The organism is Mesorhizobium onobrychidis (assembly GCF_024707545.1).
GTDB classification, from domain to species: Bacteria; Pseudomonadota; Alphaproteobacteria; order Rhizobiales; family Rhizobiaceae; genus Mesorhizobium; species Mesorhizobium onobrychidis.
Window position 1 is genome coordinate 5667840 of the sequence record NZ_CP062229.1, and the last position, 13815, is coordinate 5681654.

A 13815-nucleotide genomic window follows, 5' to 3' on the forward strand; every position below is an offset into this window, starting at 1 on the left:
GTGCCGACGGGCAACTGACTGCGGACCGCATTCAGCCATTAAGAGCAGAAGAACGAAGTTGCTTGGCGCTGATTCATCCGTAAGTGCCGATTAATTCCGCCTCACCCAACATGTTTTCACGGGCAGCCTGCCACACGACCAGGGCATCGGGTTCCGGGCCGATGGGAAGATTGGCAATGCCAAGGGCCGCGAGCCTGAAGCGGTAGGTGTGTGGCTTACCGCCCGGATGCTGGTCGGGTCCATCGTAGTGAAGATTACCGAAATCATTGAAGCCGTGAGGCAGGTCCTCTGTTCGCGCTTTGGAACTCCGCCCTTCGGCCAAATGACGCCGGTCTCCGCCGATGTCGTAGACGACCCAATGCCGGGACGCCTGTGACGGTGCATCCGTATCTTCCATGACGAGCACGTAGCTCTGAGTGCCCGGCGGCGGATCGCTCCATTCCAGAGATTATCGCCGCGCCGGGCATGACGATCCGGAATCGGCTGGCCGTTCTGAAAGGCTGGACTGGTCAAAGTGAACGCCATCACTTACTTCCTTGCTCGGCTAGACTCGTCGAAATAGAGGCGCTGGTCTCGTAGCGGCCCTCTTCCATCAGACGATCCCAACAACCACTACCGGCTATTGTTCCTCCGAGAGCGATGCACATGTGGTGGTATGGATCGTATAAGCGCGGGCCGTGTTCACGTAAAATGGGGCTTCATCCTGGTCACCCTCCACGCTCCGATTGCTTCTCTATGTGCTCGCTGACAATGAGCCCCCCGACCGGGCGAGCATGAGGTCTTCACCCGGCCGCTCTGAAAGCACGGCATCGGCTCCACCATCCACTGCGTCGCCGGCGATGCCATCAGCATTTGGCGGCCAGCCGCTAACGAGAACGATCAAGACTTGTCGTCACCGTTCTGGGCTGGCCTCAATGCACAAACCTTGCCCTCAGCCAAGCCAGAAGTCTGTTCCCGGTAATTGTCCGGCGGACTCTGGCGGCAGCCCATCGCGCTTGCATCGTAGCACCAACGTGGCAGTGACAGACGATGTTGTGCAACTGCCAGTCACTTAGCTCGAAGAAGCGCTTTGCCTCACCGTAGGTATCATCTTTCAGACCCATGGCGCGCAGCACCGGATCCTCATAGGCAACGGTGATTGGCGACCCCGCGCCACGCGCTACGGCACGAGCTTCAGGACTGAGATATTCGGTGCCTGAAAGCGCTCCGAGGCAACGCCGTGGATTTTGTTCGAGAAGCTTTGCCCAACGCTCGATCCGCTGCGTCCGAGACATGGTCGGGTAAGTCGCCGAGGGCTCAACTTTTGCAATTGTCTGCAGTTGGTCGAGTGTTTGGTATTTCATGGTCGGCTCCTTTCAATAGGTCGAAGCGCCCACGCCCTAACAGAAGATTATTGCGCTGCGACGCGCCGACAAGGCCGGAATTGGCAATGTTAGGAGTTTGCTCCTCGAACGATTCCTATCAGGAACCTTCTCGGGGGCCTGCTTGTTTTGGACTAATGAAAGGAGAACGTCATGAGCACAAAACCACCACCCGTTCCGGCAGAGAACCAGAGCCCTAAGGGTCCCGGCGACAAGAAGTCGGTTCCTGTCGACCAAACGCAGCACAGCCATTCCGCCCCAAATCCCGACAAACAGGGCCAGCAGGGCAACACGAGGGTCAATACGACCCATCAAGGCTACCAGCAGGACCGTTAGGTGATTTCATGTCCACGTCGAAGAAGACCCGCGCCAGCATCCGCCATGGCGTTCCTGGCGCATCGCACGAAAATGCCAAGGAGCCGCTGGTGATAGAAAAGCCGCCAGCCGATTCCGATCTGCGCAGCCGCAGCAAGATCTCAGGCGGCGGAGGCGAACGCGACAGCCACCATACCCATGACTCGGAAAAGAAGGGGGGCGGCACCCGACCGGCACACCGAGGAAGGTGATTCACGCCTCGTTGAAGCGTGCGGCGTGGCGCTTCGCATTTCCCCATGAAATCCGAGGCGCCGAACATCATCAGGCCGTCTGACTGTGAGCACCGCCTGGCGCAGTGGTCCGGGCAGCGCTTTGGTCCGGTGGGTCGATCCGCGCTTCGGCCGAGCGCCACATGGTGCGCAGCTTTTCGGGTAAAGTGGCTTGGACTTTCGCGACCTGACCGCGCGAGACATGCCGGGATAGCGTGGCAAAGACAGAACGCACCGCATCATTGGCATCCTTGAGCCGTGCATCGGACAAGCGATCCGTGACTTCGATGACAAACTCGTCCCAGTCCCAATCGCTCGGCTGCCTTGCCGGCTCGAACTGATCGTAGTAGGCGCCACGCACCAGAACTGGCAGTTCGGCGCCGAGATGCGCCGCTAGTCCCAAAGGCAGCCGGTCACGCAGCATCTGCAGGACCGTCGACAGCACGTTCCAGCAGAGTTGCCTGTCTGGGCCGATCTCCTCCATCAGGTCGTTGAGCCAGACGTTGCTGGTCTGAAGCGTCTTGTCGAAGACGTCGGGGCCTGTCGCGCTCACTACACCGTCCTCCCGGTCACGTCCGCCGCGCACAGTTACTCGTGAACGGATCATGTCCGCATGAGTTCCCTCGCGGCCTTGAAATTCCGCGACTACGGCCTCGCTGCAAGATGCGGAAATATCACCGCCGCGGCAGTGGCCGCGGGCTTTTTTGGCTGATCGCCGCAACTTCGGACCGCGTCACGCATTCTTGCTGTGATCGCCTGTCCCCCCAGGCGGTCCGATGCTGAAAAGCCTGTTGCCCGCTGGCTCCCGGCCGGCGGGCTTTCTCGTGAGCCTACCGGCTTTTCCCGCTAGACGAGCGACAACGATGCTACTTCCGGTGGAACAGGAAGCCCCCCTGGGAGTTCATACCGTCATCAACAGGCGCATGGACGTGCCCTTGTATGGCGCGGCAGCGCAAGAATGGGAGAACCACCATGAGCCTCGGAACCATACTCATCATCATTTTGATCCTTATCTTGCTTGGCGGGTTCAGCGGTCTGGGTGGCGGGCCGTTCTACGGCACTGGCTATTATGGCGGTGGCGGCCTCGGTCTCGTGCTGCTGATCGTAATTATCCTGGTCCTTCTCGGACGCATTTAGTGCCCGCACGATTAGGCGGACAAACTTCAGCGTTGATCCGGTGTCGCTCTAGGGCCTCGTCCGGGAATGTCGCCGCGGCTGCGGGCAAGGGGCGCACGTGATTGTCCCGACGGAACCGAAATCGCTCAAGGGCATTATGCCTGCTGCAGAAATCCACGAGAATGGCGCCCACACGTGAACTTCGTTGAACAAGCCGATATCGGCCTCGGAGTTCCGGGGATTCCGACTGCCGATCTGATGCAGGCACTGCCCGTCGCCATCTACACCGTCGACGAACAGGGACGCATCACCTTCTTCAACGAAGCCGCAGCTGAGCTCTGGGGCCATCGTCCTGTTGTCGGTCGGGACCTATGGTGCGGCTCGTGGAAGCTTCGTCATCTGGACGGTCGGGATATGGCGCATGGCGAGTGTCCGATGGCCGTGGCGCTGCGCGAAGGACGGGATGTCTCCTGGGACCAGGCGATTGCCGAGCGGCCGGATGGCGAACTCATCCCATTCAGGGCTCACCCACGCCTGCTTCGCGACGAAGCGGGCAATGTTGTCGGTGCCATCAACACGCTGCTCGACCTGCGCACGCAGACGCTGGGCGATGAAGCCCGCATGCGTCTTGCCGCCATTGTCGAGTCGTCGATGGACGCCATCGTCTCGAAGGACATGAATGGCATTATCACCAGTTGGAACGATGCTGCAGAACGCCTGTTCGGCTACACGCCTGCCGAGGCGATCGGCCGGCCGGTGACGATGCTCATTCCGCCCGACCGTCTCGGCGAGGAAGTCTCGATCATCAGCCGCATCCGCGTCGGCGAGCGCGTCCCCTCCTACGAGACGATGCGCCTGCGCAAGGACGGCACGCTCGTTTCGGTCTCGCTCACCGTCTCGCCGATCCGCGACGCCATCGGGAGGGTCGTCGGCGCCTCCAAGATCGCGCGCGACATCAGTTCCCACAAGGAGAGCGAACGGCGCATCCGTATGCTTATGCGCGAGGTCAACCATAGGGTGAAGAACCAGTTCTCGGTCATCATCTCGATGATCCGCGAGACCAGCAAGCTGACGAGCACACCTGAGGCTTTCCTCGGGCAGGTCCGGGAGCGCATCACGGCGCTTTCGGAATCCCATGATCTCCTGGTCAATGCCGAGTGGCGCGGCGCCACGGTCGGCGAACTCATCCAGGCACAGCTCAAGGCCTTTGCAGCGCAGTCCCGCGTATCGACGGCCGGGCCAATGCTGATACTGCAGCCGAACGCCGTGCAGTATCTCGGCATAGCCTTTCACGAACTCGCCACCAATTCGGCAAAACATGGAGCGCTGTCCTGCAACGGCGGACGCGTCGAAATCGATTGGAATGTGATCCCTGCCGGCGACGGCGCCGACACCTTTCGACTGGTCTGGCGTGAGTTGGACGGGCCGATCCTGGACGCTGTCAGGGGGCGCGGTTTCGGAGTGGTCGTCCTCGAGCGCGTGGCGCCGCAAGCTCTCAGCGGCAGCGGGCGGCTGGAGTTCCACGAGCAAGGCGTCACCTGGACGCTCGAGGCGCCGCTGCATTTCGTCCAGGCGTCAATGCAGGATAACGCGGCCGATTGAAAGCGCCCGGGAAGCTGAACGCTTCCCGCCGACCGACTGTGCTGACGCTCAGCCGGACCTATTGCGTTCGGTCCGGCTGGCGAAGATAGAGCGAAACTGCCCTGTCCTCCAGAATGTCGAAGTTGCCTCTCCCAGGCAAAGCATCGCGATGAACTGAGAGCCGATGGACGTTAGCCAATTCGAAGACGGCCAGGCTGTCGAACTCCATGGCTGCCCCGTAGAACTGGGCGGCTTGCAACACCAGGCATTCGATGTCTTCAAGCGCAACGTTTTCGGCGAGGTTTCGCAGCCGCACGGTCTCAGCCACCGCAGTGACATTGACTATCCCCTTGCACCGGGCGGCTGCCCACACTTGCCGGTCGACGTCGTGACACAAACGAACCGAATAACCGTCTCTCATGGAGAACCCTCTTTTTAGGAGCGGTTTGTCCCTCGGGATCAGCATGCGCCAGATCGGCTCTAATAACAAGCTGAATCCATAGAATTGCCTGTTAAATCAATCAGTTATCATATCACGCAGGATACGCAATCGACGCCTCACATTAACTCCGAGCCTTTCACGCCAACGGCCTATTGACCGACCTTGACGCACACTCAGCCTTTCCCTAACTCTTAGCTAAATACTAACTTTGAGCGGCTGGAGGCAGAAATGGCCGAACTGGAAAGACCCGAACGACTGCAGATCATGCTGACTGCTGATGAATTGGCTGCATTGGAAAACTGGCGCTTCGAAAGGCGCATGCCAAGCCGATCGGCGGCCGTGAGAGAGTTGCTGCGGCGCGGTCTCCATGCCGACGGATTTTTGACGGCGGCACAAGGTGCAAAGTCACAGGATTTTGGAATTCTGCCCAATTCCGAGATTGTTGATGGACCGTCTCGCGACTAGCCGTCTCGCCAGATATGGTCGATCTCAAAAGCGGCTAAAGGCAACCCGACGGAGGTAGCGGGCGGCCGATATATTCGTCCTCGGCGAGCCGATCTGGCTGGGCCAGCCTTCGAGCGTGGCCAAACGTCCTGGAGTGGATGGACGCCTTGTGCCGGAGCCTTGCCCGCGCTCTGGAACTTCAGCCAGTCGTCGCGCGTTCGGGGACTACCGCGCCATACGCTTTCTTGAGGCACGCCGTGCCTCCGAGCAAAGGCCGGTTGCATCAATACACAGGCCAGCAAGGATCGAAGCAGTGACCGTGCTTTACCGCGCGGCAAAAGTCGCCGAACAAGCTCATGCCGGGCAGACGGACAAGACCGGACGGCCCTATATCGAACATTGCCGCCGGGTCGTTGACGCTGTCGAAACCCTCGACCAAAAGGCCGTTGCCTATCTTCACGACGTTCTTGAGAAAAGCGACGGTTGGGACCGCGATCGGCTCGAGGCGGCTGGTTTTGGAACATCCATCGTGTCGGCAGTCGATGCCATGACACGCAGGCCGGACGAGGACGACCTCACTTTCGTGCGCAGAGCAGCATCCAACCCATTGGCGCTGCCGGTCAAGCGCGCAGATCTCGCCGACAATCTGTGGCAGGCACGGCAGATTGGCGCGCCGACATCGAAATATGAAGACGGTCTGCGGATCCTCGACCAAGAATTCTCCGAATGACAAAAAGATTGCCGCCTGTGGCGTGATCCGCCGATGTGGAAATTCAAGCGACGCCCTACTCGGGGATGTGAGGGGTATGTCGCTTATCCTCGGCAGGATCGGCATCGATCCGCGCCTTGTCGGGATCGAAGGCGCCATGGCGGGCAATGGCCAATGCCGGCGTGTCGGGCGTCTCGTAGGCCCACATGAAGTCATCAGCCGATCCGCCGACCGCATGAACCCGCCAGTAACTCGCCGTGCCCTTCAGCGGGGAGCGCTTTGTGGTGTTCGTCTTCTCCAGCAGGTCGAAATAGATATCCTCGAAAGGGATGTAGAAAATGGGATCGTGTCCATCTTCATGAAGCACTTTTGCCCGCTCGGTCGAGGCAACAATCGCGTCGGAGAACCTGACCGTCACGGTTCCATTGAACGGGGTGATTGTAAGCGCGCCGGGATGGCGGGCGGAATTTGCGGCTAAGGGCTGCATTCGAATTCTCCGTTGGCTGGAGTTGTCTCCTGGAACGTCGTATCGCCGATCGGGGTTCCAGTTCGGCCGGTTGTTGGCGTTTGTCGCTGCCGCGGCAGTTACGGCGATGGGCGCGGTGAAGCGCGGCCGTTGTGTGGTTCGCCTTCGCGTCAAAGACATACCGCAAGGTCCCCGCGACGCGGGCTTTCTCAGCCTTCCGGCTGCAGGTGAAAAACCTCTGCGGGGCATTCAGATTCGAGGGAACGTTACCGCCGAAGAGTTCGTTTCCTAGGTCAACACCAAAACCGGCGGCGGGCTTCGCAAGTTAAAGGGAGATTGCCATGAAAGTCGGCAACTGCATGACGAGGAATGTCCAGGTTGCGAACCCCGAACAGTCCATCCGCGAAGTAGCGCAGATCATGGGCAAGCTTGACGCCGGAGTGATGCCGGTGGGCGACCACGACCGGCTGGTCGGGATGATCACCGATCGTGATATCGCGATCCGCGGCGTAGCATTGGGTATGGGGCCTGACACCAAGGTGCGTGATGTCATGAGCCCGGAGGTCAAATACTGCTTCGATGACGAAGACGTCGAGCATGTGCTTGAGAACATGGGCGACCTGCAGGTACGTCGGCTTCCGGTTCTGAACCGCGACAAGAGGCTGGTCGGCATCATCTCTCTTGGCGATCTCGCGACGAATGGCGAGGCGGCAGAAGCGGGAGAGGCTTTAAGCGACATCTCGAAGCCGGGCGGCGAGCACTCGCAAACTGCTCACTGACTGACGCTGCGACACGGTAGTGACAGTCAACGTATCTTGTTTGGCGGTGCGTCGGCCAACGCCGATGCACCGCCGAGTGCTAATCGTGCAGACGCGGACGCATCGGATCACGACGCGCCGAGACGTTCACCGGGATGTCGTGTCGTGATAAACTCTCCTTGCGACGGGACCGCGCGACACCAAGACGGGGCATCTCGCAGCCGAGTGGCCCTCGTCGCAGACGATGAGCTTGAGCGCCTGATGTTCTCGAACGATTGCAAGCGTCCTGCCAAAGCCCATGGTGAAGGTGGGGCCCCTCGGAGTGGATAGATTTGGGTTGGTCGCTGAACCTCGGGACGATCGCCGGCACCACCGTGCGCGTTCACTTTGCCTTCCTGCTTCTGCTCGTCTGGATTTGGCTGACGCACTATCAGATCGGCGGCACGCCAGCGGCCTGGGAAGGCGTTGCCTTCATCATTGCCGTCTTTGCCTGCGTGGTCCTGCATGAGTTCGGCCACATCGCCGCCGCACGGTACTTCGGCATCGGAACGCCGGACATTACGCTTTTCCCGATCGGCGGCGTGGCCAGGCTGGAACGCATGCCCGAAGAGCCGGGGCAGGAGTTCGTGATCGCGGTCGCGGGGCCGCTGGTCAATGTCGCGATCGCCGCGCTGATCTTCGTCTTGCTCGGCGGGTCGGCGGGTGTCGAACAGATGGCCGGGATCGAGGATCCGCGTATGAATTTTCTCGCCAGGCTTGCCGGGGTCAATGTCTTCCTGGTCCTTTTCAACATGATCCCGGCCTTCCCGATGGATGGCGGCCGTATCCTGCGCGCCGCCCTCGCCGCCCGCCTTTCCTGGTCGCGCGCGACCCAGATCGCCGCCACGATCGGGCAAGGATTGGCCTTCGTCTTCGGTTTCGTTGGGCTGTTCTACAACCCGCTGCTAATCTTCATCGGCATCTTCGTCTATCTCGCCGCGGCAGCAGAAGCGCAGAACGCACAGATCCGCGAGGTTGCCACAAGCGTCCTGGTCGGTGACGTGATGATCACCGAGTTCGCCCGGCTGGAACGGTCGGCGACGCTCGACGAGGCAATCGAGATGCTGCTCGCGACCACGCAGCACGACTTCCCTGTCATCGACTCCGCCGGCCATCTTGAGGGATTGGTGACACGCAACGACATGATCCGGACATTGAAGGAAAAGGGACCCGCTGCACCCGTCGCGAGCGCAATGCGGAGCGATATCCCGAAAATACATTACCGCAAAAGTCTCGAGGAAAGCCTGCGGCTCATGCAGCAGGCAGATGTGCCAGCTATCGCCGTCGTGGACAATTCCGACCGGCTGGTCGGGCTCATGACACACGAAACCATAGGCGAGATGCTTATGGTCCGCTCGGCGGTTTCGGATGCCTTCCGATTTGGTCGTTTGCGTGGGAGCAAACCGCGACTCACACGGATCTGAGCAGGAGGATGTTCTTTCTACCGCCGGATCGGGTGAGTGCGCTCTAAATCGTAGGGGAGCGATAAGCAGAAATCGGCCGGAACGAGGTCGTTCCGGCCCGTTTTCTGTGTCTCAAGCGCCCGCGACATGAGGCAGAAGTTCAAGCGCACCGCGATAGATCATGTCGGCAGCTACGTAGAGGATGACCACCAGGCCGACATAGGCAATCCAACGGTGCTTCTGAAGCAGATTGGCAATGAGGTTTGCGGCAATGCCCATCAGCGCGACGGAGAGGACAAGGCCGAAGATCAGTACGTTTGGATGTTCGCGCGCAGCACCCGCTACCGCCAGAACATTGTCGAGCGACATCGAGACGTCGGCGATGATGATCTGCCAGGTTGCCTGCGCCAGGGTCTTGCGTGGAGCCTTGCCAGCTACGATGCCATCGTAGTCGACATCACTTTCCGAAAGCGCTTCGATCGCCTGTTGTTCCTGCGCATGGTTTTGCCGGAGTTCGCGCCACATCTTCCAGCATACCCACAACAGCAATATACCGCCGGCCAATAGCAACCCGACGATCTGCAAGAGCTGGGTTGTCGCGGCCGCAAAGCCGATGCGCAGAACGGCCGCTGCGATTATACCAACGACGATTGCATTTCTGCGCTGCTCTTTGGGCAGTCCGGCCGCGGCAAGGCCGATAACGATTGCGTTGTCACCGGCCAGCACCAGGTCGATCATGATGACCTGCAACAGAGCGGTCATTGCTTCAGGACTAAAAAATTCTGTCATACGGCACCCTTGCGTTCAGCTAGGGGTGACGCGGCTTGCGAGCATAACCGTAGAGCAACGCGGACACCGCGTATGACAAGAGAAATGCCGCTACAGCTGAAGAAATCTCAAAGCCAGGCCACCCGGATTGAATTCCAGTCCGACATCACAGTCCTGATGGACTGCCAGAGGGGCCCGGCCTGGTAGCACCTAGCTATTGCCGTAAGCGCAAAAACTCAAGGCTTAATTGTGATTCGGCACATGCGGCATCGAGCTCGGCAGTTTCGTTACGCCAAGTCGATTGAGCACGCGGCCATTGAACGGACAGGCAGCCGCAAGTACACTGATACCGTGGGCCTCGGTCCGTTTCTGTAATACCCGATCTGCGGCCGGCGATGGCGATGAGGAAATCCGTCTTGGCTGTTCATCGACGACCGATCGGCCAATATCTGTTCCCAATCGGCTCCTTGGGCCTGGCCGCGCTAATTCATTTCGGCGCCGCGTCGATGGAGCCTTCGCTGCTTTCGATCAAGATCCTTGCGTTGATCGTGGTCGCTATCTTCATCTTCGCGACCGTGTTTGTGGTTTTGCATCATGCCGAAGCCGTCGCACGGCGGCTCGGTGAACCTTATGGCACGCTGCTGTTGACATTTTCGGTGACGGCCATCGAAGCATCGGTCATCGTTTCGATGATGCTGCATGGCGAAAACAACCCGACGCTGGCACGCGAGTCCGTGTTTTCGACGGTCATGATCGTGTGCGCTGGTGTTGTCGGGATCTGCCTCACCCTGGGTGGGCTGAAGCATCGATATCAGGACATCAAACGACAGGGCACCAACGCTTGCCTTGCCGTCATTATGGCGCTGACGGTTCTGACGCTGATCCTTCCAAACTACACTCTTGCAACAAGCCCCGGAACGTTCTCCGCATCGCAACTCGCTTTCGTGAGCGTTCTTTCAGTCCTCCTCTATGGAGCGTTCGTCTTTGCTCAGATGGTGCGCCATCGGGGCGATTTTATCGAGGATCTGACATCCAGCGCCGAACATGAGGAGCATGTATCTGAGGGTGGGAAAGTGACCACCAATGTGCTCCTTTTATTTGTCGGACTGGCAGGGATCGTTCTTCTGACCGAGCAGGTGGCCGGCAGTATCGAGAATGGGCTCGAGTTTCTTCAAGTCACCCAGGCGGACGCAATCGTGGGCTTCTTCGTCGCTGCGCTTGTGCTTATGCCGGAGGCGGTATCGGCGGTTCGGGCAGCGCTCAATAACGAACTTCAGCGAGGGCTGAATGTTGCCCTCGGCTCGGCCTGCGCCACAATCGGCCTGACAATCCCGGCGATCGGTGCGGCGAGCCTACTCACAGGACGAAGCCTGACTCTCGGTCTGGGCCCAGGGGATACCGTGCTTCTCATCCTCGCGCTTGCCATCAGCATCGTGAGCTTTGGGACGGGCCGAACAACGATGCTGACGGGGCTCGTTCATCTCGTCGTGTTTGTCGCCTATCTGTTCCTTATCTTCGTGCCGTAGGACACGGGGCCGTGTCGTGCCGATTTGGCGCACATGGCTAGCCTGCAGCTACTGGATCTTAGAGCGCAAGCGATCCGTCACGAACTCCATCAACACCACTATGACGAAGATCACGAGAATGATGGTCGAGGCATTCTTATATTGGAAAAGATCGAACGCGACCTTCAGTTCCTGGCCGATGCCACGGCTCCGACAAGGCCGAGAACAACGGACGAGCGCACTGCCTTTTCAAGCGCAAACAGCGTGGTGTTTATCAGGGACGGCATAGCATCAGGCAGAACTGCCCCGCAGAGAACAGAGAACCGACTGGCGCCGATTGCAAACAGCGCTTCCTAACCCCAGCTCCACCCAGAATTGTTGCCTTATAAAGAACGAGTGCCACGAAACAGACGTACAGATACGCCGACAGTAGAAAATACTCTTGCAGCTCGTGTTTTAACTTTTGTGAAGGTCATAAAGCTTCCTCGCGATGCGCTCGCAGTGGGACGCAGCAACGCTCCCGCCAAAAGCGCGCAACCGAAATGCCTTGAATATTGACGCGCAGACCCGGCATCGACTCGCAGAAGACCGCTGCCGCCTCGACAGATCACGCTTGTGTTCATGCCTCCCTCATAGAAACATCGTGTCCAGCCGCTCGATGCTCCAGAACGCCGCGACGGTTCCGATCACATAGGCCGAAGCGACGATAGCCCGCCGCGGTATCGTGATGATGCGCCGTATCGAATGAACGGCGAGCAGGATCGCCGCGATGAATAGGAGCTGCCCGATTTCAACGCCGATATTGAACGACAGCAAAGCGAGCGGAATATCGCCGCGCGGCAGCCCAAGATCAACCAGGGCGCCAGCGAAGCCGAAGCCGTGCAGCAGGCCGAAAGCGAAGGCGACGACCCAAGGCCATTGGATGGTCAGGCTCGACTGCCCGCGCTCCATCCTAACGATTTCGGTCGCGACAAGCAGGATGCTGAGGGCGATCATTGCCTCCACCGGCGCCGACGGCAAAGTGATCCAACCGATGGTGGCGAGAGTCAGCGTGATCGAATGGGCGACGGTGAACGCGGTGATCGTCTCGACTATCCGTCGCCAGCCGCGCACGATCAACATCAGCGCGGCGACGAACAGGAGGTGGTCGATGCCGGAGGCGATGTGCTCGATGCCGTGGCGAAAATAGGTCGCGGCCACCTCCCAAGGGTTCTGCGTCGCGGGGATCGCCATGTCGGGCGCGCTAGGGGTGAGCCGCTCGACCCATGTGCCGCCATCGGCGAACTCGATGCGCACCAGCGCGTCGGTCATGGTCTGCGATAGGCCCTCGATGCTCACTTTCTGGCCGGCGAGCGGTTCGATCGCTGCAATCCGCCACGTCTGAACCATGGCGTCGCCCGTCGCGCGCGACACCACCGGCGTCAGATTCTCGACCGCGCCAGAAAAGCGCGGCGAAAGCGCGAGCCTGAAATCGCCCTGCATCGGTGTCTTGAAGGTTACGCTGAACTCACCCGGGTTTTCCTCTCGAAGCTCTAGAAACGCCGGGCGCATCTCGTGTGTCAGGGCCGGGGAGGCCCCAACGCATGCCGCAACCAAAAGCAATGCAGCGCGCCCGAACCGCAGGAGTAAGGCTAGGAAACGGACCGGGCTCATCGCGACGCCACATCGGCTTTCGGGCCAGGAGAAAGCAGCTTCGCCACCTCGTCACCATAGACGACACCGTATTTCTCGCGCAGCCGTGCAATGTAGTCGCGGCTGACTTCGTCCTGGCGATCTCTGAGCCATTCGGCTGACACGGCCTCACGCGCCTCTTCGAAAGGACGCGAACCCTGTTCGTTCCGCTCGGAGACATTGATCAGGTGGTAGCCATAGCCGGACTTGAACGGGCCGGCCCAGCTTCCCGTTCTCGCGGCGTAGATCTCGCGCGAAAGCTCCTCGCCGAGCATCCCGGTCGCCTCCTGTTCGCCGAGGTTCTTGAACTCGGTGCCGAGCAGAAATCTGTCGCCTAATTCCGCCACGTCGCCGGCATCGCCGGCCTGGAGCCGTTCGAGCATATCGGCCGCATCGGCGGCGGCGTCCTTGCGGCCGTCCGGATTGAAATAGACCTGTCGGAAACTTGCCTTGCTTGCGACGCGGAACAGGTCGAGATTGGCTTCATAGTATTTTCTAAGATCGGCTACCGTCGGCTCGACGACCTTGGCAGTGTCCTTGAGCAGGAACTCCAGTTTCTGGGCCAGCCGGCGCCTGACAATCGTGTCGTGCTCTTCGAGACCCATTTCCCGCGCCTCGCGAGCGAATAGTTCCTCTTTTATCAGCTCAGTAATCAAGGCTTGCAGCTCCTGGCCGTCCGGGGGACGCTGCCACTGGCCCTTGAAAGTTTCGGTGAGCCACTTCAGCTCGCCGTCGCCGACACGCACCGGCTCGATGCTTTTCGTCTGCTCTTCGCTGTCGCCAAGCCATGCAAAGGCAGCGAACAGCACGGTGCCCGCCACGACAAAATGCAGCAAGGGTTCATGAAAAAGTTTCATTGGGCGGCGTCCTTGCTAGCTAGGCGGTGTCGATGAGTTGGTGCCGCCTTGGCGAGTGGCGAGCGGTAGGCAGACGCCTCTGGGCGTCTACCTTGTCTTGATGCGTCGCTT

The 13815-nt window shown here is 59.9% G+C and carries 17 protein-coding genes; 9 read left to right on the forward strand and 8 right to left on the reverse strand.

Annotation, left to right across the window (positions count from 1 at the left end):
- Positions 1 to 73: 73 nt before the first annotated feature.
- Together IHQ72_RS28085 and IHQ72_RS28090 are read right to left on the reverse strand one after the other, a co-directional pair.
- Positions 74 to 397, reverse strand: a complete 324-nt coding sequence (locus IHQ72_RS28085; protein ID WP_258118672.1) for a YbhB/YbcL family Raf kinase inhibitor-like protein — start codon at positions 395 to 397, stop codon at positions 74 to 76.
- A 514-nt stretch (positions 398 to 911) separates the two neighbouring features.
- A complete protein-coding gene (locus tag IHQ72_RS28090) occupies positions 912 to 1343 on the reverse strand; it encodes a hypothetical protein (RefSeq protein WP_258118674.1) in 432 nt (143 codons plus the stop codon).
- 171 nt (positions 1344 to 1514) lie between these two features.
- On the opposite strand from IHQ72_RS28090, the gene IHQ72_RS28095 reads away from it, so the two are divergent.
- Both IHQ72_RS28095 and IHQ72_RS28100 read left to right on the forward strand, forming a co-directional pair.
- Positions 1515 to 1697, forward strand: a complete 183-nt coding sequence (locus tag IHQ72_RS28095; RefSeq protein WP_095486348.1) for a hypothetical protein — start codon at positions 1515 to 1517, stop codon at positions 1695 to 1697.
- Between the two features lie 8 nt (positions 1698 to 1705).
- On the forward strand, positions 1706 to 1927 hold the full coding sequence (locus IHQ72_RS28100; protein WP_258118679.1) for a hypothetical protein: 222 nt from the start codon (positions 1706 to 1708) through the stop codon (positions 1925 to 1927).
- A gap of 70 nt (positions 1928 to 1997) precedes the next feature.
- Here the strand turns inward: IHQ72_RS28100 and IHQ72_RS28105 are convergent, their stop codons facing one another.
- On the reverse strand, positions 1998 to 2498 hold the full coding sequence (locus IHQ72_RS28105; RefSeq protein ID WP_258118681.1) for a DUF2267 domain-containing protein: 501 nt from the start codon (positions 2496 to 2498) through the stop codon (positions 1998 to 2000).
- A gap of 419 nt (positions 2499 to 2917) precedes the next feature.
- Here IHQ72_RS28105 and IHQ72_RS28110 point away from each other — a divergent pair, with 419 nt between their 5' ends.
- Both IHQ72_RS28110 and IHQ72_RS28115 read left to right on the forward strand, forming a co-directional pair.
- Positions 2918 to 3082, forward strand: coding sequence for a DUF3309 family protein (locus IHQ72_RS28110; RefSeq protein WP_023799553.1), 165 nt, complete (start codon positions 2918 to 2920; stop codon positions 3080 to 3082).
- 174 nt (positions 3083 to 3256) lie between these two features.
- On the forward strand, positions 3257 to 4663 hold the full coding sequence (locus IHQ72_RS28115) for a PAS domain-containing HWE histidine kinase family protein (protein ID WP_258118688.1): 1407 nt from the start codon (positions 3257 to 3259) through the stop codon (positions 4661 to 4663).
- A gap of 58 nt (positions 4664 to 4721) precedes the next feature.
- On the opposite strand, the gene IHQ72_RS28120 is transcribed toward IHQ72_RS28115, so the two are convergent.
- Positions 4722 to 5063 carry a hypothetical protein gene (locus tag IHQ72_RS28120; RefSeq protein ID WP_258118690.1) on the reverse strand — a complete coding sequence of 114 codons (342 nt, stop codon included), beginning with the start codon at positions 5061 to 5063 and terminating at the stop codon, positions 4722 to 4724.
- 249 nt (positions 5064 to 5312) lie between these two features.
- Between IHQ72_RS28120 and IHQ72_RS28125 the strand changes: the two genes are divergently transcribed.
- Both IHQ72_RS28125 and IHQ72_RS28130 read left to right on the forward strand, forming a co-directional pair.
- Positions 5313 to 5549 (forward strand): hypothetical protein, encoded by a 237-nt coding sequence (locus IHQ72_RS28125; RefSeq protein ID WP_258118692.1) that lies wholly within the window; start codon positions 5313 to 5315, stop codon positions 5547 to 5549.
- A gap of 292 nt (positions 5550 to 5841) precedes the next feature.
- Positions 5842 to 6258, forward strand: coding sequence for an HD domain-containing protein (locus tag IHQ72_RS28130; protein ID WP_258118693.1), 417 nt, complete (start codon positions 5842 to 5844; stop codon positions 6256 to 6258).
- A gap of 55 nt (positions 6259 to 6313) precedes the next feature.
- Here the strand turns inward: IHQ72_RS28130 and IHQ72_RS28135 are convergent, their stop codons facing one another.
- Entirely contained in the window at positions 6314 to 6724 is a 411-nt protein-coding gene (locus IHQ72_RS28135; protein ID WP_258118695.1) for a DUF427 domain-containing protein, read from the reverse strand.
- A 320-nt stretch (positions 6725 to 7044) separates the two neighbouring features.
- Between IHQ72_RS28135 and IHQ72_RS28140 the strand changes: the two genes are divergently transcribed.
- Together IHQ72_RS28140 and IHQ72_RS28145 are read left to right on the forward strand one after the other, a co-directional pair.
- The gene (locus tag IHQ72_RS28140) at positions 7045 to 7482 is read left to right on the forward strand and encodes a CBS domain-containing protein (protein ID WP_258118697.1); all 438 of its coding nucleotides are present in this window, start codon (positions 7045 to 7047) and stop codon (positions 7480 to 7482) included.
- Between the two features lie 311 nt (positions 7483 to 7793).
- Positions 7794 to 8924, forward strand: coding sequence for a site-2 protease family protein (locus tag IHQ72_RS28145; RefSeq protein WP_258118699.1), 1131 nt, complete (start codon positions 7794 to 7796; stop codon positions 8922 to 8924).
- A gap of 111 nt (positions 8925 to 9035) precedes the next feature.
- Here IHQ72_RS28145 and IHQ72_RS28150 read toward each other — a convergent pair whose 3' ends face one another.
- Positions 9036 to 9692, reverse strand: coding sequence for a TerC family protein (locus IHQ72_RS28150; protein WP_258118700.1), 657 nt, complete (start codon positions 9690 to 9692; stop codon positions 9036 to 9038).
- 395 nt (positions 9693 to 10087) lie between these two features.
- On the opposite strand from IHQ72_RS28150, the gene IHQ72_RS28155 reads away from it, so the two are divergent.
- Positions 10088 to 11197 carry a calcium:cation antiporter gene (locus IHQ72_RS28155; RefSeq protein ID WP_258118701.1) on the forward strand — a complete coding sequence of 370 codons (1110 nt, stop codon included), beginning with the start codon at positions 10088 to 10090 and terminating at the stop codon, positions 11195 to 11197.
- Positions 11198 to 11806: 609 nt separating this feature from the next.
- On the opposite strand, the gene IHQ72_RS28160 is transcribed toward IHQ72_RS28155, so the two are convergent.
- Complete coding sequence (locus IHQ72_RS28160; RefSeq protein WP_258118702.1) at positions 11807 to 12727, reverse strand: HupE/UreJ family protein; 921 nt, start codon at positions 12725 to 12727, stop codon at positions 11807 to 11809.
- A 98-nt stretch (positions 12728 to 12825) separates the two neighbouring features.
- Entirely contained in the window at positions 12826 to 13704 is an 879-nt protein-coding gene (locus tag IHQ72_RS28165; RefSeq protein ID WP_258118703.1) for a peptidylprolyl isomerase, read from the reverse strand.
- Positions 13705 to 13815 lie beyond the last annotated feature (111 nt).